Origin of the sequence: Nonomuraea sp. NPDC050691, from assembly GCF_040654455.1 — a bacterium.
Taxonomy (GTDB): Bacteria; Actinomycetota; Actinomycetes; order Streptosporangiales; family Streptosporangiaceae; genus Nonomuraea.
In genome coordinates this window covers 1-24,677 of record NZ_JBFAIA010000077.1, presented here as the reverse complement: position 1 = coordinate 24,677, position 24,677 = coordinate 1, and the positions used below count along the sequence as shown (strand labels likewise).

Below are 24,677 nucleotides of genomic sequence, written 5' to 3'. Positions count from 1 at the left end.
GATTGATGACGAAAGTCAATCACGGCGGCTTCTGACAACCCGGGAGGCACAGCGGGCGGAATCGGTCACGACATCCCCATGGCGACTCCAGGCCACGAAAAGCAAGATCTTGCTGAAATTGGACAGAAGTGGCGCGGGCGAATCAGCCGCAAGCCGAACCTCGCTGATAGTTTCGGCGCAGTCGGTGGCCAAAGGTCACGGAGATTCAGGCGAGACCTTTTCTGCCACTTATCGGACTTCATGGTTGCGCGTCCATGGCGAAGCCGTCATGCCGGTGCGGCCGAGAAAAGATCATGACTCAAGGAGTTCATCATGGGCTGGCTGGACGCTGCTCTCTCTGTCGCCACGACGATCGGCAAGATCGCGGGAACGATTCAAGGACGCGACGGGTTCGCTCACTTCGGGCCCACCGGTACCGGCGCCAATCAGAAGATCGGTCAGGTGATTTTCTGGCAGGACGAGAACAGTCACGTCTGGGCGGTCAACCAATCGTTCGATGACGGGGTGGGAATCGCCTTCCCGGCCGCCCTGGGCGGCAAGCCCGACGGACAGAACATCCTGCTTCCAAAGCTCAGCAAGTTCGACATCACATTGGCGTTCAATGTGTATTCCCTGGCGGACGTGGACCAATTCGTCATCACTCCATGGAAGAACAACCCGATCACGGGTGACGGCAATGACGATGAAGACACCATCATCCAAGCACAGGCCACGAACCAGCCCTCGAACGTGGAATTCGAGCTCGGTTCCTATATGCGCGTCACGGTGAACGGGTCGGATTCGGTCTGCATCGTCACCGTCGTCGGCGGTCTGATCCTGACCGGCATCGTCCTGCTCTCCCTCACGGGGGCAGGGAGCACCAGGGCCCGGGTGTCCAACCTCCGCCGCCTCCTCCCCGCGACGACGAACGGGGACCAGTCGAGCATGACGATCCCGATCCCGGCCGGCGTCGACGTGAGCAAAGGTGTGTCCTCGATCTACGTCACCGCGGCCGTCCAGAACCTGCAGCCGCTCGTGGAGAACTTCGTGCGTGAGAACGCAGGTCTGCTGATGCCGCTCACCGAGGAGGACCACGCGAGGATCGCCGCCTACGTCGAGCCGTAAGAGCTCCCGGGCGGTCCTCCGGACAGGAGTTCGCCGTACCGAGTGCCCGTCGTCGCGGCCGCGAGAGGTGAAGCGCCGCGGCGACGGTCGCCGGCCGTCAGGGGCGAGGGGCGAGCGGCGCGCGCGCCGCGGCGAAGCCGAAGCGCGCCTCCTGACATCGCGGGCGTCGGGCACCGACGAACCACGGACGGACCCGAGCTTCTGGACATTTTCCAGGAAATTTTGACACGGTGATGGGCGCCGGCCGGCGACCGACCATCCACCCGACGTCTTCTGGGGTTCCACCATGCCCACCACCCGTCTCGCAGCGGACGAAGCCGCCTTCTACACCGCCCAGGGCGCCTTCTCCACGCCCGGCGACCTCCTCCACAGTTATGCCGGCCTCCCCGGCGACCCGGCCGGGCTCGCCCGCACGGCACGCGACCTGATGATCCACCGCCTGGAAGGCCAGGCGTTCCGGTACGCCATCCCCGAGGACCGTGTGCGCGACGACGCCGAGACGCGCTACCTCGACGCCATCCTGCGGATCATCCTCGAACGCGACGCCGCCCCACTGAGCGAGCGGCGCGAGCCCGGCGACCGTTTCGTCGCCGTGTGCCGGGACTTCTCGCTGATGTACTGCTCGTTCCTCCGGCACGCCGGCGTTCCCGCACGCCTGCGGATCGGCTTCGCCGACTACTTCGGCCCTGACGGCTTCCACGGCGACCATGTGGTCACCGAGTACTGGGACGACGAGCGGGGCTGGCTGCTGGCCGATCCGCAACTCGCCGACCCGGTGCTCGCCGACGCCTGGAAGATCGACTTCGACCCGATGGACGTGCCCCGCGACCGCTTCCTGGTGGCCGGCAAGGCGTGGCGGGCCATCCGGGCCGGTCAGGCGGACCCGAGGACCTTCGGCCTCCACCCTCCGGAAGAGGGGCCGATGAACGGCGAGTGGTTCGTGGCGCACGACCTGAAGATCGACCTCGCCGCCCTGAACAAGGTCGAGACGCTGCTGTGGGACGTCTGGGGCGCGGAGGCGGGCGGCGGGAGGGAGGTGACCGACGCTCTGCGCGACCTGTACGACCGCGCGTCGCTGGTGGCGGGCGACGACGTGCCGTTCGAGGCGGCGCGGGAGATCTTCACCGCCGACCAGGAGCTGCGGACCCCGCGGACGGTGCTGTCACTGGCCCCGTTCAGCGGCCCCCGCCAGGTCCGGCTCCGCCCCCCAGCTCCACCAATCGGCGCCTGAGCAGTCGCGTGCCCGCGCCCAGGTCGACGACCTTCCTGGGCGCGGAGCCCAACGCCCACTCCAGCGCCTCGACGCAACAGGACGGCCGGATCCTGTCCTGGACGTCCGCGGCCGCCCGAACGACAGACGTTGCCGGCCGGCTGCGCCACGCGTCGTGGACGTGCGGGCCGAACGGCGCACCCCGGCGTCTCTTCAGCACAAAACCGCAGGTAGCCTGACCGGCACGCCCCCAGCCACACCTCCGCCCCCATCAGATGGAGATGTGCGTGTTCACGACGATCAGCAGGCGAGCGGCGCTGCTCGCCACGGTCATGGCCACCGGGATCACCCTGGTCTCCGCCGGTACGGCCGCCAACGCGACCGCCGGCGCGACCGCTGTCCACGAGACGGCGACGGCCGCCTCGCCGAGCGCCGACCGCGCCGCCATCATCGGCGGGCGGGCTGCGCAGGAGCCCTACTCGTTCATGGTCTCCTTCCGGCTGCGGTCGCTGCCCGCACACCACTGCGGCGGCTCTCTCGTCGCGCCCGACTGGGTCGTCACGGCCGCCCACTGCGAGGGGCTGCTGAAACCCGGCAGGACCCAGGTACGGATCGGCTCCCTCGACCGCGACAAGGGCGGCTCCGTCGCCGGCGTCGAGCGCGTCATCACCTACCCGCACCGCCATGATCCCCGACTGGGCGAGAAGCCCAACAGAGACATCGCCCTGGTCCAGCTGGACCGCCGGGTCCCCCAGACACCCATCCCCATCGCCGGCGATCCCGGCCGGGCAGGCGAGCCGACCCGCGTCATCGGCTGGGGCATGACCTGCGAGTACCGCCGGACCTGCGGAGAAGGCCCCCAGCGGTTGCAGGAGCTCGACACCGTACGGCTGGCCGACAAGCGGTGCGTGTCCCTCGACCGCGGCGCCGAGCTCTGCACCGGCGAGCGCTCCGGCCGGGCGGCCAACGCCTGCCACGGCGACTCGGGCGGGCCACAGGTCCGGCGCGTGGCCGGCCGGTGGGAGCTGATCGGCGCCACCTCGCGCGACGGTGACGACGTGGAGCAACGCGCGGAAGGCGGCGCCGGCTGCGCCACCACCCCCTCGGGCAAGCCGGGAGCCGGCATCTGGACCGACGTCACCCACTACCGGTCATGGATCATCGCCACCATCGCGAAGAGCGCCCGGTGATCCGCGGCTCCTCGCGCCGGGCCGAACGGCCAGGTGGGGCAGCGCCCACCTGCGAGGACCGCGCTTTGAGGCCCTCACCGCCCGACCCCGGTCCCGCGCAGCGCGCGCGAGAACCACGCCTTACGACCAGCGCCGGACGGCCCTAGCGGACCGGGTGACCCGCCGTGCGGAGCGTCTCCTTCACGTCGGCGATCTTGAGGGTGCCGAAGTGGAACACCGACGCCGCCAGCACCGCGTCCGCGCCCGCCTCCACCGCCGGCGGGAAGTCCTCCAGCCGCCCCGCACCGCCGCTGGCGATCACCGGGACGTGCACCACGGCCCGCACCGCGCGCAGCATCTCCAGGTCGTAACCCTCGCGCGTGCCGTCGCCGTCCATCGAGTTGAGCAGGATCTCGCCCACGCCCAGCTCCTCGCCGCGCGCCGCCCACTCGACCGCGTCGATGCCCGTGCCGCGCCGCCCGCCGTGCGTGGTCACCTCGAACCCGCTCGGCGTGCCGGGCGCCCGGCGGGCGTCCACCGACAGCACCACGCACTGCGCGCCGAAGCGCCGCGACGCCTCGGTGAGCAGTTCGGGACGGGCGATGGCCGCCGTGTTGAGCGACACCTTGTCGGCCCCGGCCCGCAACAGCCGGTCCACGTCGTCCACCGAACGGATGCCGCCGCCCACGGTCAGCGGGATGAACACCTGCTCGGCGGTCCTGCGGACCACGTCCAGCATCGTGTCGCGCTCGCCGGAGGAGGCGGTGATGTCGAGGAAGGTCAGCTCGTCGGCGCCCTCCGCGTCGTAGCGCCTGGCCAGCTCGACCGGGTCGCCCGCGTCACGCAGGTTGGCGAAGTTGACGCCCTTGACCACCCGGCCGGCGTCGACGTCCAGGCAGGGGATCACCCTGACGGCCACGGTCATGCGCGCATCGCCTCGATTTCGATCTCGACCAGCATGCGCGGGTCGACCAGCCCGGCGACCCGCACGCCCGTGCAGGCGGGCCGGACGTCGCCGAACACCTCCCCGATGGCCCGGCCGACCAGGTCGAAGTGACGCTGGTCCACCACGTAGTAGCGCACCATCACCACGTCCCCCTTGGTCAGACCGGCCAGCTCCACGGCGTCGAGCGCGATGCCCATCGCCGTGAGGCTCTGCCGGTAGGCGTCGCCGACATGCCGTACCTCGCCGTCGATCGTGGCGGTGCAGCCCGACACGATGACCCGGTCTCCCACGACGACCGCGCGGGAGTAGCCGTACCGCTCCTCCCACACACCGCCGGAAAACACCCGCGAACCGGTGCTCTCCATACTCATGCTGCTCACCACGGCCCCTCCTACCCTCTAACCGCGAACAGCGACCAAGGCGTTCTCCAGTGTGAACGCCTGGGCGTACAGGGCCCTGCCGACGATGGCGCCCTCCACACCGTCCGGCACGAGCCGCGACAGCGCCACCAGGTCGTCCAGCGAGGAGACTCCCCCGCTGGCCACGACCGGCTTGTCGGTGCGGGCGCACACCTGGCGCAACAGGTCGAGGTTGGGACCGCGCAGCGTGCCGTCCTTGGTGACGTCGGTGACGACGTAGCGGGGGCAGCCGTCGGCCTCCAGCCGGTCCAGCACCTCCCACAGGTCGCCGCCCTCCTCGGTCCAGCCGCGCGCCGCGAGCGTGGTGCCGCGCACGTCCAGACCGACCGCGATCTTGTCACCGTGCTCGGCGATGATCTTGCGGCACCAGTCGGGGTTCTCCAGGGCGGCCGTGCCGATGTTCACGCGGCGGCACCCGGTGGCCAGCGCGGCGGCCAGCGACTCGTCGTCGCGGATGCCGCCGGACAGCTCCACGTTCACGTCCAGCCGGCCGATCAGGTCGGTGATCAGCTCACGGTTGGAGCCCCGGCCGAACGCGGCGTCGAGGTCGACCAGATGGATCCACTCCGCCCCCGCCTCCTGCCAGGCCAGCGCGGCGGCCAGCGGCTCGCCGTAGCCGGTCTCGGTCCCGGCCTCACCCTGGACCAGGCGTACGGCCTGGCCGTCCGCGACGTCCACGGCGGGAAGGAGTACGAGCGACATCAGATCCTCCGGTCGAAGGCAAGGGTCACGACAACAGGTACGAGCAACAAGGACAGGACCAGGACGCCGAAGCTGACGGCGAGGGAGGCCCACACCAGCCATACCATCACCTGGACGAGCGTGAACGCGAGCGCCACGACGGCGTTCTGGACACGGCGGCGGCGGGCGCGCAGGCCACCCTGGCGGGCGAAGCGCACCGGGCGGGGCGTGAGACGGGCCACCACGGCGCGCCGGCGGGCGGCGCGGGACTGACGCTCCTCGTTGCGCAGGGCCGCGCGCTCCCGCGCGGCCTCACGCTCCGCGCGGCGACGCGCCCGCTCCTTACTCACGGCCCCTCATCCCAGGACGACACTCACGGCCCCTCATCCCAGGACGACGCGGGACAACGCGACAGCCCTGCGCGAGAAAGCGGCGCGGCCGCCGCTCACAGGACGCCGAGCCAGTTGGTCAGCAGCGCGGCGCCCGCGTCGCCGGACTTCTCCGGGTGGAACTGCGTGGCCATGAGCGGCCCGTTCTCGACCGCGGCCACGAACGGCACGCCGTGCTCGGCCCACGTCACCAGCGGCTCGGCGAACCCTTCGCCCGGCCGCAGCTCCCACTCCCGCACGCCGTACGAGTGGACGAAGTAGAACCGCATGTCGGCGTCCAGCCCCCGGAACAGCACGCTGCCCTCGGGCGCCTTGACCGTGTTCCACCCCATGTGCGGCAGCACCGGCGCCTCCAGGTGCTCGACCGTGCCCGGCCACTCGCCGCAGCCCTCGGTCTCCACACCGTGCTCGACACCCCTGGCGAACAGGATCTGCATGCCCACGCAGATGCCCAGCACCGGCCGCCCACCGGCCAGGCGGCGGCCGACGGCGCGCTCGCCGCGCACCTTCAGCAGCCCCGCCATGCACGCCGCGAACGCCCCCACACCGGGCACCACGAGACCGTCGGCCTCCATGGCCGCGTCCAGGTCGGACGTCACGGTCACGTCGGCGCCGACCCGGGCCAGCGCGCGCTCGGCCGAACGCAGGTTGCCCGACCCGTAGTCGAGCACCACCACGCGCTTCACCACCACATCACCCCTGCCGTGATCGCCAGCGCCGCGCCGACCGCGCAGATGGCCGCGCCCGCCTTGAGCCCCTGCCTGAACAGCGAGACCACTCCGCCGACCAGGAAGAGGCCGATGAACATCATCGCGATCGACAGCGCGTTGTCACTCATAGGACGCCCTTGGTGCTCGGCACCCCGGTCGCCCGCGGGTCGAGCTCCGACGCCTCCCGCAGCGCCCTGGCCAGGGCCTTGAACTGGGCCTCGACGATGTGGTGCGCGTTGCGCCCGTACGGCACGTGGACGTGCAGGCAGATCGCCGCCTGCGCGACCAGCGACTCCAGGATGTGGCGGGTCATCGTCGTGTCGTACTCGGGGCCGATCATCGGCGCCATGCCCTCCGGCTCGGAGTGCACGAGGTACGGACGGCCGGACAGGTCGACCGTGACCTGGGCCAGCGACTCGTCCAGCGGGCACGACGCGCTACCGAAACGCCGGATGCCCGACTTGTCGCCCAGCGCCTCGCGGAACGCCGCGCCCAGCGCCAGCGCCGTGTCCTCGATCGTGTGGTGCGCGTCGATGTGCAGGTCACCCTCGGTCTTGACCGTCAGGTCGAACAACCCATGCTTGCCGAGCTGCGCCAGCATGTGGTCGAAGAACCCCACCCCGGTCGACACCTCCACCCGGCCGGTCCCGTCGAGACCCACCTCGACCAGGACCGACGTCTCCTTCGTCACACGCTCCACGCGGCCGACCCGACTCACAGAACCCCCTCCATCGCGGCACGGAACGCCGCCATCTCCTCGCCGGTGCCGATCGACACACGCAGCCACTCGGGCGGCCCCACCTCGCGGATGAGCACGCCCCTCTGCAGCAGGCCCTCCCAGACCGCGCGGCGCGCGGGGAACCGGCCGAACAGTACGAAGTTCGCGTCGGAGTCGGCGACCGTCAACCCCTTGCCGCGCAGCCACTCCACCGTCGCGTCACGCTCGCGCCGCAGCGCGTCGACCGTGCCCAGCAGCTCCTCGCGGTGCCGCAACGCCACGCGCGCCGCCGCCTGCGTCAACGTCGACAGGTGGTACGGCAGCCGCACCAGCAGCAGCGCCTCGATCACCGCCGGATGCGCCGCCAGGTAACCGAGCCGGGTGCCGGCCATCGCGAACGCCTTCGACATCGTCCGCGTCACGATCAGCCGCGGATGCGACGGCAACAGGCTCAGCGCCGACGGCGTGCCCTCCCGCGCGAACTCCGCGTACGCCTCGTCCACCACGACCATGCCCGGAGCCGCCTCCAGCACCCGCGCGATCGTCTCCAGCGGCAGCGCGGTGCCGGTCGGGTTGTTCGGCGAGGTCAGGAACACGATGTCGGGCCGGTGCTCCTCCACCGCGGCCGCCGCCTTGGCAGGGTCGAGCGAGAAGTCGTCCTCCCGCACGCCCCCGAGCCACTCGGTGCTCGTGCCCGTCGTGATGATCGGGTGCATCGAGTACGACGGCTCGAACCCCAGCGCCGTGCGGCCGTAACCACCGAACGCCTGCAGGATCTGCTGGAGCACCTCGTTGGAGCCGTTGGCCGCCCACACCCGGCTCGCGTCGAGCCCGTGCCCCAGGTAGGCCGCCAGGTCGGCGCGCAGCTCCAGCGCGTCGCGGTCGGGGTAACGGTTGAGCTCACCCGCGCCCCGCCGCACCTCCTCGGCCAGGTCATGGACCAGCTCCGGGGAGGGCGGATAGGGGTTCTCGTTGGTGTTGAGCCGCACCGGCACGTCGATCTGGGGCGCGCCGTACGGTGTCCGGCCCCGCAGGTCGTCGCGGATCGGCAGATCGTCCAAGGTCGTCCGGTCCGGCGTCATGAGGGGACCCGCCAGTCGAAGCGAGCCCGGACGGCCGCACCGTGCGCGGGCAGGTCCTCGGCGTCGGCCAGCACCGTCACGTGCGCGGCCGCCTCGGCCAGCGCCTCACGGGTGTAGTCGACCACGTGGATGCCGCGCAGGAACGTCTGCACCGACAGGCCGCTGGAGTGGCAGGCGCAGCCACCGGTCGGCAGCACGTGGTTGGACCCCGCGAGATAGTCGCCCAGCGACACCGGCGCGTACGTGCCCACGAAGATGGCGCCCGCGTTGCGGATCCGGGCCGCCACCGCCGCCGCGTCGGCCGTGTGGATCTCCAGGTGCTCGGCCGCGTAGGCGTTGACCACGGCCACACCCTCGTCCAGACCGTCCACCAGGACGATCCCCGACTGCCGGCCGCTCAGCGCCTCGGTGATGCGCTCGGAGTGCTTGGTCACCTCCACCTGGGCCGGCAGCTCCTTCTCCACCGCCTCGGCCAGCTCCACGCTGTCGGTCACCAGCACCGCCGCGGCGATCACGTCGTGCTCGGCCTGGCTGATCAGGTCGGCAGCCACGTGCACCGGATCGGCCGTCTCGTCGGCCAGGATCGCGATCTCCGTCGGACCCGCCTCGGAGTCGATGCCGATGCGGCCCTTGAGCAGCCGCTTGGCCGCCGCCACCCAGATGTTGCCCGGCCCGGTCACCATGGTGGCCGCCGGGCACTCCTCCGTGCCGTAGGCGAACATGGCCACCGCCTGGGCGCCGCCCACCGCGTACACCTCGTCCACGCCCAGCAGCTCGCACGCCGCCAGGATCGTCGGGTGCGGCAGCCCGCCGAACTCCTTCTGCGGCGGGCTCGTCACCGCCAGCGACGCCACCCCCGCCTCCTGCGCGGGCACGACGTTCATCACCACGCTGGACGGGTAGACCGCGCGCCCGCCCGGCACGTACAGCCCGACCCGGTCCACCGGCACCCACCGCTCGGTGACCGTGCCGCCCGGCACCACCTGCGTCGTCACCTCGGCACGGCGCTGGTCGCGGTGGACCAGCCGGGCGCGCCGGATCGACTCCTCCAGCGCCGCGCGCACCTCGGGCCGCAGCCCGGCCAGCGCCTCACGCAGCGCCTCGCGCGGGACCCGCGCCCGCTCGATCTCGACCCCGTCGAACCTGGCGGTCAGCTCCCGCACGGCGGCGGCCCCATGATGGCGGACCTCGTCGCAGATGGGCCGCACCTTGTCCAGGGCGGCCTCGACGTCGAGCTCGGCACGGGGCAGCACGTCGCGCAGGTCCCCGGGCAGGGAACCGCGCAAGTCGATACGGGAAATCACCCTCCCAGTCTACGGAGTCCCACCAGTGGGTCCTGTTCCGTCCACCATGCGGACACCCGCGTCCCGTCAAGCCTCGGGTCCGCCGATACGATGACCCGAAGATCAGGGCCCGAGCGAGAGGTGGCCGTCGTGGTAGGTGAGGAAGAGCTGCGGCACCTGCGCCGCTGCGTCGAGCTGGCCGCCGAGGCCCTGTCCGTGGGCGACGAGCCGTTCGGCTCCGTGCTGGTGTCCGGCGACGGGAAGGTCCTGGCCGAGGACCACAACCGGGTGGCCGGAGGCGACCACACGAGGCATCCGGAGTTCGAGCTGGCACGCTGGTCGGCCGCCCACCTGACGCCCGGGGAACGAGCCGCCGCGACCGTCTACACCTCCGGCGAGCACTGCCCCATGTGCGCCGCCGCGCACGGCTGGGTCGGGCTCGGCCGCATCGTCTACGTCGCCTCGTCGGCGCAGCTCGTGAGCTGGCTGGCCGAGCTGGGCGTGCCGGAGCCCCCGGTGCGCCCCCTGCCGGTCTCCGAGATCGCGCCGCGCGTCGTCGTGGAGGGCCCCGTGCCGGGGCTCGACGAGGAGGTACGCGCCCTGCACCAGCGCTTCCACCGGGGCACCTGAATGGGCGATCCGGACCCGGCGCCTTTACAAAGTAGATTCATGGAGGACGAGACGTGGGCAAGACGAAGGCGCAGGGCGGCACTCCGGCCACGGTGGCGCTGACCAGGGCCAAGACCGAGTTCACGCTGCACCCGTACGACCACGACCCCTCCGCCCAGGCGTACGGCGAGGAGGCCGCCGACGCGCTCGGCGTGCCGTACGAGCGGATCTTCAAGACGCTCGTGGCCGAGACCGAGAGCGGGCTCGCCGTGGCGGTCGTGCCGGTGGCGGGCAAGCTCGACCTCAAGGCGCTGGCCGCGGCCCTGGGCGGCAAGCGTGCCGCCATGGCCGACGCGGCGAAGGTGGAGCGGGTGACCGGCTACGTCGTGGGCGGCATAAGCCCGCTCGGGCAGCGCAAGCAGCTGCCCACGGTGGTCGACGCGTCGGCGCTGGAGTTCGAGACGATCTACTTCTCGGCGGGCAAGCGGGGGCTGCAGATCGAGACCGCGCCGGCCAACCTCGTCGCGCTCACCCGCGCCGTGACCTCCCCCATCGCCAAGCGCTGAGCCCCGCTCTACTCCCAGCCCGCCCCGGTCCCGGTCCTGGGCGGGACGGGCCGCGGCGCGACCGCGCGCGGCATTCCCGCTCCCGGGACGACGGTGCCGGGCGCGACCGCCCCGGGCACGACCGCTCCGGGCACGGCCGCACCCGGTACGACACCGCCCGGTACGGCCATGCCCGGGCCCCCCGGCAGGCGCGGCCGGCGGCCTCCCGGGGTCCGCGTGCCCAGCACGTCCGTGCCGGGCGGCCACAGCTGGTGCCCGTGGCGGCGCGCCCACCGCAGCCACTGCCGCTGCCTGCGCAGCATGGCCCGGATCTGCTCCGCCTCCTCCGCCTCCTTCAGTCCCGGCGTGAAGCCGCCGCCGAAGCGGGACATGTCCGCGGGGTGGAAGTCGCCCGCCGGGGTGTCGCGCAGCGCCGACTCCATCGAGGCCACCCAGATCGGCCCCGGCAGCGACGCCCCCTGGACCGACCCGTAGTACTCGCCGCCGATCTCCACCCCGCGCAGCGGGAACCGGTAGGAGCCCCGGATGTCGCCCACGCTGACCGCCGCCGCGAGCTCCGGGGTGTAGCCGGCGAACCAGGCCGAGGTGTAGCCGTTGTTGGTGCCCGTCTTGCCGGCGGCCGGCCTGCCGATGCCCTGCCCGCTCATCGTGCCCTTGTCGAACACGCCCTGCAGCACGTGGTTGACCGCGTCGGCGACCTTGCGGTCCAGCGCCTGCTCGCAGGTGGGGCGCACGCGGGTGGTCCGGCCGTCCCGGCCGGCGATCTCCACGATGGCCAGCGGCCGGCAGTACCGGCCACGCGCCGCGAACGCCGCGAACGCCGCCGCCACCGTCACCGGGTCCATCTCGTTGACGCCCAGCGTGAACGTCGGCACCTCGCGCAGCGGCCGGCCGTCGGCCCGGGCGATGCCGAGCGCCCGCGCGGTCCGCACCACGTTGCACAGGCCGACCTTGCGCTCCAGCATCATGTAGAAGATGTTCACCGACTTCCACGTGCCGGTCGACAGGCTGTACGGGCCGCCCTCGCCCTCCCCGCTGGCGTTGTGCACCCGCACACTGGGCGCGTTGACGGCCCTGCCGCGGCAGTCGCGGTAGCCCTGGGACGGCACGAGCACGCCGGGCGTCTGGAAGCCCTGGTCGAAGCGCCACCCCTGCTGCAGCGCGGTCGCCAGCGTGAACGCCTTGAACGTGGAGCCCGCCTGGAGTCCCATCCCGCCGCCGTGGGCCATGTCGGCCACCAGGTTGAACGTCGTCCGCGCCCCGTTCTTACGGTCGCCGGGGTTGCGGCCGAAGTCCTTGCTGGCCGCCATCGCCCGGATGCGTCCCGTGCGCGGCTCGACCATGGCCTCGGCGGCCACCTCGGTGTCCCGGGCGTCCACCCGGGCGCGGATCGCCCGCTCGGCGGCCCGCTGCGCCACCGGGTCCAGCGCGGTCCTGATCACCAGCCCGCCGGTGGCGAGCCGGGCCCGCCGCTCGCGCGCGGTGGCGCCGAACGCCTCGTTGGTGAGCAGCTCCCGCTGGACGTACACGCAGTAGAACGGGTACCTGCTCTGCGCGCAGCCGCCGGGCTCGGGCCGCAGCCGGATGCCGAGCTGGCTCCGCTTGGCCGCGGCGGCCTCCCGCGTGCCCACCATGCGCAGCTCGGCCATCCGGTCGAGCACGAGGTCGCGCCGCTCCTTCAGCCGCGCCCGCTGCGCCGGGCCGATCGACGGGTCGGTCGAGTACGGCATGCGCACCGCCCCGGCGAGGGTGGCCGCCTGCGGCAGCGTGAGGTCGGCGGCCGTGGTGGTGAAGAAGCGCCGGGCCGCCGCCTCCACGCCGTGCGCGCCGGCGCCGAAGTAGGCGATGTTCAGGTACCGCTCCAGGATCTCGTCCTTGCTGTACTTCTGCTCCATCGCCAGCGCCAGGCGCAGCTCGGTGAGCTTACGGGCGAGGTTGGGGGCGCGCGCCCGGTCGCGTTCCTCGTCGGTGCGGGCGTTCTCGACCAGGATGTTCTTCACGAGCTGCTGGGTGAGCGAGGAGCCGCCCTGCCGGATGCCGCCGGCCGAGGTGTTGGTGAGCAGCGCCCGGAACGTGCCGCGCACGTCCATGCCGCCGTGCTCGTAGAAGCGGGCGTCCTCGATGGCGACGATGGCCTGCCGCATGACGGGCGCCACCCGGCTGAGCGGCACCGCCCGCCGGTTGGCCTGGTAGAACTGGGCGAACGGCTTGCCGTTGCGGTCGAGCAGCCGGGTGACCTGCGACAACGGCTCCTCGCGCGGCGCCGGCGGCAGCTCCCTGAACGTGTGCGCGACGCTCCTGGCGGCGAGCCCGGCACCGCTCACGACGGGGGCGGCCATGGAGGCCGCCAGCACCCCGCAGAGCGCTCCCACCAGCCCCAGGGCGCTCACGCATCGCAACACTCTCACGCAGACGATCTGCGGCTGCTGGATCCCCGGCAAACCCGGGGATCCGACTCCTTTACTGTTCCCGGCGGATGTTCAGACCCAGGGACACGAACTGCTCGAACGGCTTGTGGTAACCGCGCACGATGTGGTGGACGCCGCGCAGCGTGGACGTCCCGTCGGCCACCGCCGCGGCCAGCACCGCGGAGAAGCCCGCGCGGATGTCGGGCAGCGTCACGTCGGCGCCCTTGAGCTTGGACACGCCGCGCACCACGGCCGAGTGCCGGGCGTTGGTGTCGTGGTAACGGCAGGCGGGGCCGCCGAGGCACTGGTCGAACACCTCGATCTCGCAGCCCATCCGCTGCAGCGCCGGCACGTACACCAGGCGGTTCTCGAAGACCGTCTCGTGCAGCACCGACATGCCCTTGCTCTGCGTGAACAGCACCATGAGCGGCGTCTGCCAGTCGGTCATGAAGCCGGGGTGGGTGTCGGTCTGGACGGCCGCCGAGCGCAGCCCCTCGGGCGGCGCGGTGGCGCACAGGTACTCGTCGTTGATGTCGAAGCGGGCGCCCATCCGGGCCAGCGTGGTGATCGCGGTCACCAGGCGGTCCTGCGGGCAGCCGTGCACCCGCACGTCTCCCCCGGTGATCAGGCCCGCCGCCAGGTACGAGAACGCCTCGATGCGGTCGCCGGCCAGCCAGATGGAGGCGCCGCGCAGCCGTTCGACACCCTCGATGACGATCCGGCGGTCGGGCGAGAGCTCGATCCTGGCCCCCATGCGCTGCAGGAACAGCGCCAGCTCGACCACCTCGGGCTCCATGGCGGCGTTCTTCACCACGGTCTTGCCCTCGGCGAGCACGGCCGACATGAGGATCGTCTCGGTGGCGCCGACGCTCGGGTACGGCAGCTCCAGCCGGGCGCCGCGCAGCCGCGTGGCCTTGGCGAAGATCCCGGCGTCGCCCACCTCGACCTCGGCGCCCATGGCGCGCAGCGCCTCGACGTGGAAGTTGACCGGCCGCCGCCCGATCGGGTCGCCGCCGACCAGCGGCACGAACGCCTCGCCGGCCAGGTGCAGCAGGGGGCCGAGCATGAGGATCGGGATCCGGTTCAGGCCGGTGAACGCGTCGGGCACGCGCGGCCGGATCTCGGCGCCCCGCTCGACGCGGATCTCCTTCTCCGTGATCTCCACGTGGATGCCGAGGGACTCCAGCATGGCCGCGGTGATGCCGACCTCGCCCACCTCGGGGGCGTTCTGGATCGTGCTCTCGGTGCCGCCGAGCATGGCGGCGACCATGTGCTTGGAGACCGCGTTCTTGGAGCCGCGCACCTCCACGTCCCCGCGCAGCGGGCCGGAGGGGTCGATCAGCCAGACCTCATCGTGATTCACGAAGCGAGCCTAACCGGGAGATACCATCAACCTGTTCCGGTGAGCCGGTTCAGTGGCACAACTCAGTGGCACATCTGAGGGGGGATCGGGTGGCGAGGCACGTGCGGGCGTTCGCGGTCACCGTCCTCGTCCTCGCCGCTCTCGCCGTGCTCGCCGGGCTGCTGTGGTCCGCCCTCTCCCCCCGCGCGCCGTACCAGGTGACGGGGCACGGGACGGTGCTGGCCGACCCGGCCACGCAGGCGCTGATCGCCGCTGACGGCTGGTTCGCGGTCGTCACGGGCGGGCTGGGTGTGCTCTGCGGGGCGGCCGGCTGGTTCCTCAGCCGCCACGACCGGCTGCCCGTGCTGCTGGGGCTCTGCGCGGGCGGGGCGCTGGCGGCGTTCGTCACGTTGTGGGTGGGCTCGACGTTCACGCTGGGGGCGGTGACCGTCGAGGCGGCCGCCACTCCGGGCGCGAAGGTGGTGGCGGGCTCGCTGCAACTGACCGCTCGCGGGGTGCTGGTGGCCTGGCCGCTGTGCGCGGTGGCGATCTTCGGGCTGATGGAGGGCATGCACGGCTACCGCGACTCGCCGCTGCGCACGCCGTATGGGGTGGGCGACCCGCCCGGGCTCGGCTGAGTCCCGGCGCTCACAGGGGCGGGCGGCGCAGGCCGTGGCCGGTAGCGCTCTCGAACGCGGCGGCCACCCGCAGCACCTTGGCGTCGGCGAACGGCCGCCCCACGATCTGCACGCCCACCGGCAGCCCGTCACCGGTGAACCCGGCCGGGACCGACGCGGCCGGCGCGTGCAGGACGCTGATCCAGTACGCCGAGCGCATCCACGCAAGGTAGTCGGGCATCGGCACGCCGTCGATCTCCTTGACGTACGGCTCCTCGACCGGGAACGGCGGCACCTGGCTGACCGGCGCGATGAGCACGTCGTAGGTGTCGAAGAAGGCCGCCATACGCTGGTAGAGACCGCTGCGCAGCCGCTCGGCGCGGGCCAGGTCGGAGCCCGTGACCTCGCGGCCCCGCTCGACGTTCCAGCGCGTGTTCGCGCCCAGACCGGTCATGTCGCCGAACGTGAGGGCGTAGTACCAAGCCCGGTAGACACGGAAGGCGTCCTCGGCGTCGGACAGGTCCAGCTCCACCTGCTCCACCCGCGCCCCGAGCCGTTCGAACACGGCGGGCGCGCCCGCCGTGACCGCCGCCGTCGCCGGGTCCACCGGCAGGCCCCCCAGGTCGGGGCTCCAGGCCACGCGCAGCCCGGCGACGCCCTCCTCCGGGTCCGGGGTGAAGTCCTCCGTGATCGCGAACGGCGAGCGGGGGTCGAACCCGGCGATGGCCGACATCATCAGCGTCACGTCGCCGACCGTGCGGGCCATCGGGCCCTCGACCGACAGGGTGTACCAGGCGGCGGTGTCGGACGGGTCGGGCACCCGGCCTGGGGTGGGGCGCAGACCGACGACGTTGCAGAACGAGGCGGGGTTGCGCAGGGAGCCGCCCATGTCGGAGCCGTCGGCGAGCGGCACCATGCCGGTGGCCAGCGCCGCCGCCGCGCCACCGCTGCTGCCGCCCGCCGACCGGGACAGGTCGTACGGGTTGCGGGTCGCGCCGAACACCTCGTTGACCGTGTGCGAGCCGGTGCCGAACTCGGGCGTGTTGGTCTTGCCCACGGTGATCGCGCCGGCGCGCCGGAGCCGGCGCACGATCAGGTCGTCGGCGTCGGGCACGTGGTGGGCGTAAAGGGGCGATCCATACGTGGTGCGGATGCCGGCCGTGTCGACCAGGTCCTTGTGCGCCACGGGCACGCCGTGCAGCGGCCCGGCCGGCTCGGCCGCGTCGGCCGCCTTGGCGGCGTCCATGGCCTGCTCGGCGGCCAGGGTGACGACGGCGTTGACCCGCGGGTTGACCTGCTCGATCCGGTCGAGGCAGGCCTGGAGCAGCTCGACGGCGCTCACCTGCCGGGTGCGCACCAGGCGGGCCATCTCGGCGGCGGTGAGGTAGTGCGGTTCGGTCACTCTCCGATCCTGCCCCACCCTGGCGCGGGCAGCCACGGCGAGCCTCGCCGACGCGCCACCTCCCCGTCCGGCACCTCCAGCCCGCGACCGGGCACCAGCACCCGTCCGAGGGCGTCCGGAGGCGCGAGTCGTCCACGGGCGGATCAACGAGACGCCCGCGGACGAGGGACGTCCGCGGGCGGGTGACGAGCGTGGTGATCGCCGGTGAGCGGGCCGCTACGGGTCAGCCGCCGAGGCAGGCGGGGCCGAGGAGTTGCTTGAGGTCACCCATCAGGGCCGGCGACGGCGTCACCCGCAGCCGGTCCTCGACCCGCATGACCGTGGTCTTCGGCCCGTTGTGCACCTGGAGGTGCACCTCCGACGTGCCGGGGTGGGTGGTGAGGATCTCCTTCAGCCGTCCCACCACCGGAGGCGTGCACCGGTTGAGCGGCAGGCTCACCAGCAGTGGTCCGCCCGCCTCCTGCGTGAGGTCGGGCGCGGTCACCTCCATGGCGATGACCTTGGCGACGTCTTCGCGCTTGTCGATGCGGCCCTTGACGAAGACGATCGCGTCCTCGGCCAGGATCGTGGAGCAGAGCTGGTAGGCCGACGGGAAGATCATCACCTCGATCGAGCCTTCGAGGTCCTCCAGCTGGGTCAGCACCCAGGTGTCGCCCTTCTTGGTGATCTTCCGCTGGACGCCGCTGAGGATGCCGCCCACGGTGACGATCTGCCCGTCTGACCGGCTCTCGTCCTGCAGGGCGGCGATGGTGCAGTCGGCGCCGGAGGCGAGGATGTGCTCCACGCCGAACAGCGGGTGGTCCGACACGTACAGGCCGAGCATCTCCCGCTCGAACTGCAGCAGCGTGTTCTTGTCCCATTCGCCGACCGGGATCTGCACGTCGAAGGTCTGGTCCTCGCCGCCGTCGATCGCGCCGAACAGGGAGTCCTGGCCGATGGCCTCGTTCTTCTTGATGTCGATGATCGCGTCGACGGCCTGCTCGTGCACCATGACCAGGCCCTTGCGCACGTGCCCGAGCGAGTCGAACGCGCCCGCCTTGATCAGCGACTCGATCACCCGCTTGTTGCAGACGATCGCGGGCACCTTGCGCAGGAAGTCCTTGAAGTCGCCGAAGCGGCCCTTCTCCTTGCGCGCCGCGATGATGCCGTCGACGACGTTGCCGCCGACGTTGCGCACCGCCGACAGGCCGAAGCGGATGTCGGTGCCACGCGGGGTGAAGTCGAAGTCGGAGTCGTTGACGTCCGGCGGGAACACCTTGATCCCCATGCGGCGGCACTCGTTGAGGTAGAGGGCCGACTTGTCCTTGTCGTCCTTGACGCTCGACAGCAGCGCGGCCATGTACGCGGCCGGGTGGTTGGCCTTGAGGTAGGCCGTCCAGTAGGACACCAGGCCGTAGGCCGCCGAGTGGGCCTTGTTGAAGGCGTAGTCGGAGAAGGGCAGCAGGATGTCCCACAGCGTCTTGACGGCGGCCGCGGAGTAGCCGTTGGCCTTCATGCCCGCCTCGAAGGACTCGAACTGCTTGTCCAGCTCGGCCTTCTTCTTCTTGCCCATGGCCCGGCGCAGCAGGTCGGCTTTGCCGAGCGAGAACCCGGCGACCTTCTGCGCGATGGCCATGACCTGCTCCTGGTACACGATCAGGCCGTAGGTGGTGCCGAGGATCTCGGCGAGCGACTCCTCGAACTCCGGATGGATCGGCGTGATGTCCTGCAGGCCGTTCTTGCGCAGGGCGTAGTTGGTGTGCGAGTTGGCGCCCATCGGCCCCGGGCGGTAGAGGGCGCCGACGGCCGAGATGTCCTCGAAGTTGTCGGGCTTCATCAGTCGCAGCAGCGAGCGCATGCCGCCGCCGTCGAGCTGGAACACTCCCAGCGTGTCGCCCCTGCCGAGCAGCTCGTACGTCTTGCGGTCGTCGAGCGGCAGCTTGAGCAGGTCGATCTGCTCGCCCGTGGTCGACTTGATCATCTTCAGGCAGTCGTCGATGATCGTGAGGTTGCGCAGGCCCAGGAAGTCCATCTTCAGCAGGCCGAGCGTCTCGCAGGTCGGATAGTCGAACTGCGTGATGATCGCGCCGTCGGAGTCGCGGCGCATGATCGGGATGTAGTCGGTCAGCACCTCGGCCGACATGATCACGCCGGCGGCGTGCACGCCGGTCTGCCGGATCAGGCCCTCCAGGCCCCTGCCGAGGTCCATCGTCGCCTTGACGTCGACGTCCTCCTCGTAGAGCCTGCGCAGCTCGCCCGCCTCGTTGTAGCGCGGATGGTCCTTGTCGAAGATGCCCGACAGCGGGATGTCCTTGCCCATCACCGCGGGCGGGAACGCCTTGGACACGCGGTCGCCGAGCGCGTAGGGGTAGCCGAGGACGCGGCCGGCGTCCTTGATGGCGGCCTTCGCCTTGATGGTGCCGAACGTGGCGATCATGGCGACCTTGTCGGCGCCCCACTTCTCGGTCACGTAGCGGATCACGTCGGCCCGCCGGCGCTCGTCGAAGTCGATGTCGACGTCGGGCATGGAGACGCGCTCGGGGTTGAGGAACCGCTCGAAGATCAGGCCGTGCGGCAGCGGGTCGAGGTCGGTGATGCCCATCGCGTAGGCGACCAGCGAGCCCGCCGCGGAGCCTCGGCCGGGGCCGACCGGGATGCCGTTCTGCTTGGCCCACATGATGAAGTCGGCGACCACGAGGAAGTAGCTCGGGAAGCCCATCTGCTCGATGATGCCGATCTCGTACTCGGCCTGCCTGCGGTGCTCGTCGTCGTAGCCCTCGGGCCAGCGGCGGTCCATGCCCTCCCAGACGGTCTTGCGGAAGAACTCGCTCTCCGTCATGCCGTCGGGGATGGGGTAGGTCGGCATCAGGTTCTTGAACTCGAAGAACCCGGTCGGATCGACCTTCTCGGCCACCAGCAGCGTGTTGCGGCAGCCCTCGGCCCACAGGTCGGAGGAGTCGACGGCGCGCATCTCGTCGGCGGTCTTGATGTAGTAGCCGCTGCCGTCGAAGCGGAACCGGTCGGGGTCGGACAGCTGCTTGCCCGTCTGGATGCACAGGAGGGCGTCGTGGGAGGCGGCGTCGGACTCGTAGGTGTAGTGGGAGTCGTTGGTGACCAGCGGCGGGATGTCCAGCTCGCGGCTGATGCGGGTCAGCCCGTCGCGGACCCGGCGCTCGATCTCGAGGCCGTGGTCCATGATCTCCAGGAAGAAGTTGTCCTTGCCGAAGATCTCCTGGTACTTCGCCGCCGCCTTGACCGCCTCGTCGTACTGGCCGAGCCGCAGGCGCGTCTGCACCTCGCCCGACGGGCAGCCGGTGGTGGCCATCAGGCCGTCGGCGTGCTCGGCGAGGATCTCCGCGTCCATCCGCGCCCACTTGCGGACGAAGCCCTCGGTGTAGGCGCGCGAGGACAGCCGCATCAGGTTGTGCAGGCCCGTCTTGTTGCGGGCCCAGATCGTCATGTGCGTGTAGTAGCCGCTCGCGGAGACGTCGTCCTTCTTCTGGTGCGGCTCGCCCCACAGGACCGGCTTCTTGTTGTGGCGCAGCTCCGGCGCGACGTACGCCTCGATGCCGATGATCGGCTTGACGCCGGCGCCGGTCGCCTGCTTGTAGAAGTCGTAGGCGCCGTGCATGTTGCCGTGGTCGGTGATCGCGATCGCCGGCATGCCCAGCTCGCCGACCTGTTTGAACATCTGCTTCAATCGCGCGGCCCCGTCGAGCATGGAGTACTCGGTGTGCACGTGCAGATGGACGAACGAGTCGCTGGACGACATGGAGCGGCGCCTCCCGGTCTGATGGTTTGCGCTCCGACTCTAGTGCTCCCCACCGACAGTCCGCCTACCCTCGCGCCAGCCTTCCGTTCGAGGGCGTGTCGCGGGGCGCGGTGCCGGTTACCCTGCTCGTGCGGTCCGGCGAATCGGGGCGTTCCGACCGCCGCGGAGGCTTTCAGGAGGTAGGGCTGGAAAGGCGAAGGATCGTCCGCATCGTTCCCATGGTGACGGCCGCCGTCCTCGGCGTGCTCCTCGCCGTCGCCGGGCTTCCTTGGTGCGACCGGCTGGCCTGCGCGGCGCTGCAGGCGGGCTGTCCGGCCACGGCACCGCCTGAGGGCAGTCTTCCCCGGGTGACCCGGCTGACGGCCGTCCAGGTGGCACTGAGCGGCTCGTACGCGGGCCTGGGCGACTCGTACTCCTCCGGCGAGGGCGTGTACGCCCCGGCCGCTCAGGACGGCGGGGCCGAGGGCGGCCAGGACGGCGAGGCGGGCGGGAAGCCCGACCCGGGACGGCTGCCGGCCGGGGAGGGCGCGGCCCCCTGCCACCGGGCGCGGGGCTCGTACGTGCCGCTGGTCGCGGGCGCCCACCGCTTCGGCGGCGGCGCGGGCTTCTGGGCGTGCAGCGGCGCCACCACCGGCCAGCTCCTGCGCGGCCAGCACGGGCAGCGCCCCCAGGTGGCCCGGGTCGACCGCTCGACCAGCCTGGTGACGGTCACCATCGGCGGCAACGACGCCGGGTTCGCCCGCGTGCTGACCGCCTGCATCGTCAAGCTGCCCTGGTCGTCGGCGTGCGTCGACCAGGACGCGGAGGTGGCGCGGCGCGTCGACGGCCTGCGGTCGGGCCTGCACGGCGTGCTGCGCGAACTGCGGGCGCGGGCGCCGCAGGCCAGGATCATCGTGCTGGGCTACCCGAGGCCGTTCCCGGCCCGCCCCGCCGACCGGGTGGACAACCTCAGCACCGAGGACCAGCTCTGGCTCAACCGCGTCACCCGGCGGCTCAACGACGTCATGCGGGAGGCGGCGGCGGGGTTCGACCGGGCGGTCGCGGCGTTCGGCGGGCCGGGGAGCGTGGAGTTCGTGGACGCGTACGACGCGTTCGACGGCCACGAGGCGGGCACGGCGCAGCCGTACCTGAACCGGCTCGTCGTGCACGTCAAGGAGCTGCGCGTGGACAGCCGCAGCTTCCACCCGACGGGCGCCGGCTACCGGCGCTTCGCCGAGCTGGTCGACCGCCAGATCGTCACGGGGCTGGGGCGCCCGATGAACAACTTCGTCCTCTCCCAGCCCTGACACCCGTTCGTCCTCGCCCGCCGCCCGCGGGACGCCGGCCCGTACCGGCCGCCGGCCGAGCGCGCCCCTTACGAGCGCGACGTCTTGTGGGCGACTTCTACCGGCCGTGAGGGCGCCCCGGGCGCGCCCCGTCCCGGAGGCGAGGCTTCGCACGCACAACGGGCCGTCACGCGCGGCGGCGTTCCTCGGCCAGGTGGAGGCCCGCCTCGATGACCGCGTTCATGATGGACCCCAGGCGCTCCTCGCCCAGCACGGGTGCGCGGCGGGCCATGCGCGCGACCAGCGACCGCTCACGCTCCATGTCGCGGCCCGCGAAGCCGCCGACCGGCTTGAGCGTCTGCACGACGCCCGCCAGCTCGGCGCGCCGCTCCAGGAGCGTCGCCAGGGCCGCGTCCACCCTGTCGATCGCCTCCCGGCACTCCGGCAGCGTGGCGGGCGTCTCGGGCCGCAGCAGCGCCCCCACGAGGGTCACGGCCTCCCACGCCGCCCGCACCTCCTCCGGGTCCACGGTCCCGACCCCGTACGAGCCCCCACCACCATGCCCGTACGCGCCACCGCCACCATGCCCGTACGCGCCACCGCCACCATGCCCGTACGCGGCACCGTGGTCCGCCTCGTGTGCTCCCTCGCCTGCCTGGCCGTACGCGTCCCCCTCGCGACGCCCGTGCGCGTCACCGTCGTTCGTCCCGTACGGCTCCCAGGCCGGCGGGAGGCCGCCCAGGACGAGGCCGTCGGCGCCCGCCGCGACCGCGGCCGCCGCCAGCTCCGGCCGGCCCGTGACGTCGGCCACCACGGGGCGGCCGGACACCTCCCGGGCCGCACGCAGCAACCCGAGGTCGAGCCGGCCGGTCTCGCACAGGATCACCTCCCCGCAGCCCTCCAGCGCGCAGTAGTCGGCCAGCCCCAGCCACTCCTCCAGCGACGCCGAGGGCCGCCGCTCCACCACGACGGGCAAACCCAGGGCCGCCGCGGCGCGCACCAGCGGGATGTCGCGGGTCCAGGACGCGCCGATCACCACGCCGTCGGCCCGCGCCGCGACGGCGGGCAGGTCACCGGCGTCCGAGGGCTCCACGAGCGGCACCCTCCCGGCCCGCCCCGGTGTCCCGCCGGACGCCCCACGCTCGCCTCCCCGCGTCGCGCCCGGTTCTCCCGGCGTCGAGCCCAGCGGCGACCTCGTCCCCTCCAGAGCCTCCCCCAGCGTCGCCTCGCGCCACCACCGCAGGACCGCGTCCACGGCGCCGGCCTCCCCGGCCCGGCCGGAGACGAAAGCCCCGCCGGAGCCGAATGCCCCATGGGAGCCGGAAGTCCCGCCGGACCCGCCGGAGGTCCACCCGTCAGGGCCACGCCGGTCGGGCCCTGCGTCGCCCCTCCTCATGGCCCCGGGCCGCTCTCCACGCCCGCCGGAGGACCGCTCACCCCGGCCGTCACGGGAACGGCCGTCACGGGAACGGGCCGGCGCCGGCACCGGCACGTCGGCCCGCCCGTCACGGGCCCGCGCGGCCGGGGACTCCCCCGTACGGGCGTCATGGGAGCCCACGGCGGGCGACTCCTCCGTACGGGCGTCGTAAGAGCGCCCGCCGGGCCGGGCGCGCAGGCTGATGCGGCCCGCGATCACCACCGCGGGTCCCGCGCCCACGCGCACCCCGCCCAGCGTGACCACGCGGCGTTCCAAGGTCGACGACATTCTCGGCTCCTCATCCAGGGCCGGCTCGCCGGAGCCGGCGAAACGAAAAAGGCAGAGACGAGGCGTCTCTGCCGGTGCCGACTCCAGGTGGTCGCTAGCTCACGACCGGCTCTCCCGGAGCCGGCTCGGTAAACGCGTAGCGACAAGTCATGTCCGAAACCCTACACCTGCCCTCCACCTGCTGGACTGTCCTTCTCACATGGCGGACTGTCCTTCAGGCGAGTCGCCGTTGATCCCTCGCTATGGGAGTATTTCTTGGCCTAGAGGGAGGGTTTGAGGCCGTTGATGTCGGATCGCAAACGGGACGGACGCCGCATCGCCGGCCGCTACCAGCTGCAGGAACCCATCGGCAAGGGTGGCATGGGCATCGTGTGGCGGGCCTATGACGAGCTCCTGGACCGGGAGGTCGCGGTCAAGGAGGTCCGCTACGCCGCCGCGCTGGGCGACGAGGTGGCGCTCCTCAACCGGCGCACGATGCGCGAGGCGAGGGCGGCGGCCAGGTTCGAGCACCCCAACGTGATCGTCGTGCACGACGTGATCGAGGAGGACGACCGTCCCTGGATCGTCATGCAGCTCGTCCAGTCGCGCTCGCTGGGCGCGGTCATCAAGCAGGACGGGCCGCTGAAGCCGCGCCGGGTCGCCGAGATCGGCCTGGCCGTGCTGGAGGCGCTGCACCGGGCGCACGAGGCGGGCGTCCTCCACCGCGACGTGAAGCCCGAGAACGTGCTGCTGGCCGACGACGGCCGGGTCGTCCTGACCGACTTCGGCATCGCCACGCTGGAGACCGAGACGCAGCTCACGGTGACCGGCCTGGCCGGCACCCCGGCGTTCATCGCGCCCGAGCGGCTCAAGGGCCTGCCGGCGCGGCGCGAGTCCGACCTGTGGTCGTTAGGCGCGACGCTCTACACGGCCCTGGAGGGCCGCTCGCCGCACGAGCGCGGCATGGCGCTGGCCACCATGCACGCCGTCCTCACCGACCCGCCGGACCCTGGGCCGCACGCCGGCCCGCTGGCCGAGGTGATCGACGGACTGCTCGCCAAGGAGCCGATCCAGCGGCCCTCGTACGAGGAGACGGCGCGGATGCTGCGGCAGGTCATCACGCCGCCGATGCCGCAGCAGCTGCCCGCGCCCACGGCGCAGATGCCGACGGCGACCGCCCAGCTGCCGGCCCAGCCGCCCGCCGGGGCCGAGGCCGAGCCGCGGCTCCCTGCCAGGAGCCGACGGCGCGCTCTCCCTCAGCCGTACGCACGTAGACGGTGCCGTCGTCGTCTACCCGGCCCCACGGGTCGGTGCTCACCGTG

21 protein-coding genes and 1 pseudogene are annotated in these 24,677 nt (G+C 72.1%); 8 read left to right on the top strand and 14 right to left on the bottom strand.

From position 1 onward, the window contains the following. Positions 1-312 precede the first annotated feature (312 nt). From AB0H81_RS25370 to AB0H81_RS25360, 3 genes are all read left to right on the top strand, one after another. On the top strand, positions 313-1,104 hold the full coding sequence (locus AB0H81_RS25370; protein ID WP_358379237.1) for a hypothetical protein: 792 nt from the start codon (positions 313-315) through the stop codon (positions 1,102-1,104). Between the two features lie 286 nt (positions 1,105-1,390). Then, the gene (locus AB0H81_RS25365) at positions 1,391-2,335 is read left to right on the top strand and encodes a transglutaminase-like domain-containing protein (RefSeq protein ID WP_358379234.1); all 945 of its coding nucleotides are present in this window, start codon (positions 1,391-1,393) and stop codon (positions 2,333-2,335) included. 266 nt (positions 2,336-2,601) lie between these two features. Then, entirely contained in the window at positions 2,602-3,504 is a 903-nt protein-coding gene (locus tag AB0H81_RS25360) for a serine protease (protein ID WP_358379231.1), read from the top strand. A gap of 142 nt (positions 3,505-3,646) precedes the next feature. Here the strand turns inward: AB0H81_RS25360 and hisF are convergent, their stop codons facing one another. The 9 genes from hisF to hisD all read right to left on the bottom strand — a co-directional run bounded on the left by hisF (position 3,647) and on the right by hisD (position 9,732). After that, positions 3,647-4,408: an imidazole glycerol phosphate synthase subunit HisF gene (gene hisF / locus AB0H81_RS25355; protein WP_358379228.1), complete on the bottom strand. Its 762-nt coding sequence runs from the start codon at positions 4,406-4,408 to the stop codon at positions 3,647-3,649. Continuing rightward, positions 4,405-4,800 carry a RidA family protein gene (locus AB0H81_RS25350; RefSeq protein ID WP_358379264.1) on the bottom strand — a complete coding sequence of 132 codons (396 nt, stop codon included), beginning with the start codon at positions 4,798-4,800 and terminating at the stop codon, positions 4,405-4,407. The genes hisF and AB0H81_RS25350 overlap by 4 nt, the downstream gene beginning before the upstream one ends. Before the next feature lie 27 nt (positions 4,801-4,827). After that, entirely contained in the window at positions 4,828-5,550 is a 723-nt protein-coding gene (gene priA / locus AB0H81_RS25345; RefSeq protein WP_358379226.1) for a bifunctional 1-(5-phosphoribosyl)-5-((5-phosphoribosylamino)methylideneamino)imidazole-4-carboxamide isomerase/phosphoribosylanthranilate isomerase PriA, read from the bottom strand. Further along, positions 5,550-5,879: a hypothetical protein gene (locus AB0H81_RS25340; RefSeq protein ID WP_358379224.1), complete on the bottom strand. Its 330-nt coding sequence runs from the start codon at positions 5,877-5,879 to the stop codon at positions 5,550-5,552. Before AB0H81_RS25340 ends, priA begins: the two co-directional genes overlap by 1 nt. Before the next feature lie 95 nt (positions 5,880-5,974). Beyond that, the gene (gene hisH / locus AB0H81_RS25335) at positions 5,975-6,607 is read right to left on the bottom strand and encodes an imidazole glycerol phosphate synthase subunit HisH (RefSeq protein ID WP_358379222.1); all 633 of its coding nucleotides are present in this window, start codon (positions 6,605-6,607) and stop codon (positions 5,975-5,977) included. Then, complete coding sequence (locus AB0H81_RS25330) at positions 6,601-6,756, bottom strand: hypothetical protein (protein ID WP_358379219.1); 156 nt, start codon at positions 6,754-6,756, stop codon at positions 6,601-6,603. Before AB0H81_RS25330 ends, hisH begins: the two co-directional genes overlap by 7 nt. Next, a complete protein-coding gene (gene hisB / locus AB0H81_RS25325) occupies positions 6,753-7,346 on the bottom strand; it encodes an imidazoleglycerol-phosphate dehydratase HisB (RefSeq protein ID WP_358379216.1) in 594 nt (197 codons plus the stop codon). Before hisB ends, AB0H81_RS25330 begins: the two co-directional genes overlap by 4 nt. Beyond that, a complete protein-coding gene (locus AB0H81_RS25320; RefSeq protein ID WP_358379214.1) occupies positions 7,343-8,428 on the bottom strand; it encodes a histidinol-phosphate transaminase in 1,086 nt (361 codons plus the stop codon). The genes hisB and AB0H81_RS25320 overlap by 4 nt, the downstream gene beginning before the upstream one ends. Next, on the bottom strand, positions 8,425-9,732 hold the full coding sequence (gene hisD, locus AB0H81_RS25315) for a histidinol dehydrogenase (protein ID WP_358379211.1): 1,308 nt from the start codon (positions 9,730-9,732) through the stop codon (positions 8,425-8,427). Before hisD ends, AB0H81_RS25320 begins: the two co-directional genes overlap by 4 nt. Positions 9,733-9,861: 129 nt before the next feature. Between hisD and AB0H81_RS25310 the strand changes: the two genes are divergently transcribed. Both AB0H81_RS25310 and ybaK read left to right on the top strand, forming a co-directional pair. Then, entirely contained in the window at positions 9,862-10,341 is a 480-nt protein-coding gene (locus AB0H81_RS25310) for a nucleoside deaminase (protein WP_358379208.1), read from the top strand. 53 nt (positions 10,342-10,394) lie between these two features. Then, entirely contained in the window at positions 10,395-10,886 is a 492-nt protein-coding gene (ybaK, locus tag AB0H81_RS25305) for a Cys-tRNA(Pro) deacylase (RefSeq protein ID WP_358379206.1), read from the top strand. Between the two features lie 8 nt (positions 10,887-10,894). Here the strand turns inward: ybaK and AB0H81_RS25300 are convergent, their stop codons facing one another. Then, positions 10,895-13,276 (bottom strand): transglycosylase domain-containing protein, encoded by a 2,382-nt coding sequence (locus AB0H81_RS25300; RefSeq protein WP_358379203.1) that lies wholly within the window; start codon positions 13,274-13,276, stop codon positions 10,895-10,897. Positions 13,277-13,346: 70 nt separating this feature from the next. Further along, complete coding sequence (murA, locus tag AB0H81_RS25295) at positions 13,347-14,657, bottom strand: UDP-N-acetylglucosamine 1-carboxyvinyltransferase (protein WP_358379201.1); 1,311 nt, start codon at positions 14,655-14,657, stop codon at positions 13,347-13,349. Between the two features lie 89 nt (positions 14,658-14,746). Between murA and AB0H81_RS25290 the strand changes: the two genes are divergently transcribed. Then, positions 14,747-15,274: a hypothetical protein gene (locus AB0H81_RS25290; RefSeq protein ID WP_358379198.1), complete on the top strand. Its 528-nt coding sequence runs from the start codon at positions 14,747-14,749 to the stop codon at positions 15,272-15,274. 10 nt (positions 15,275-15,284) lie between these two features. Here the strand turns inward: AB0H81_RS25290 and AB0H81_RS25285 are convergent, their stop codons facing one another. Together AB0H81_RS25285 and dnaE are read right to left on the bottom strand one after the other, a co-directional pair. Next, positions 15,285-16,655, bottom strand: coding sequence for an amidase (locus AB0H81_RS25285; protein ID WP_358379195.1), 1,371 nt, complete (start codon positions 16,653-16,655; stop codon positions 15,285-15,287). 223 nt (positions 16,656-16,878) lie between these two features. Continuing rightward, positions 16,879-20,406, bottom strand: coding sequence for a DNA polymerase III subunit alpha (dnaE, locus tag AB0H81_RS25280; RefSeq protein ID WP_358379192.1), 3,528 nt, complete (start codon positions 20,404-20,406; stop codon positions 16,879-16,881). Between the two features lie 218 nt (positions 20,407-20,624). Between dnaE and AB0H81_RS25275 the strand changes: the two genes are divergently transcribed. Further along, a complete protein-coding gene (locus tag AB0H81_RS25275; protein WP_358379189.1) occupies positions 20,625-21,692 on the top strand; it encodes an SGNH/GDSL hydrolase family protein in 1,068 nt (355 codons plus the stop codon). Positions 21,693-21,858: 166 nt separating this feature from the next. Here the strand turns inward: AB0H81_RS25275 and AB0H81_RS25270 are convergent, their stop codons facing one another. Continuing rightward, entirely contained in the window at positions 21,859-23,376 is a 1,518-nt protein-coding gene (locus AB0H81_RS25270; RefSeq protein ID WP_358379186.1) for a chorismate mutase, read from the bottom strand. 285 nt (positions 23,377-23,661) lie between these two features. Between AB0H81_RS25270 and AB0H81_RS25265 the strand changes: the two are divergent. Further along, positions 23,662-24,396: pseudogene (locus tag AB0H81_RS25265) on the top strand (serine/threonine-protein kinase); the annotation flags it as partial. Positions 24,397-24,677: the final 281 nt, after the last annotated feature.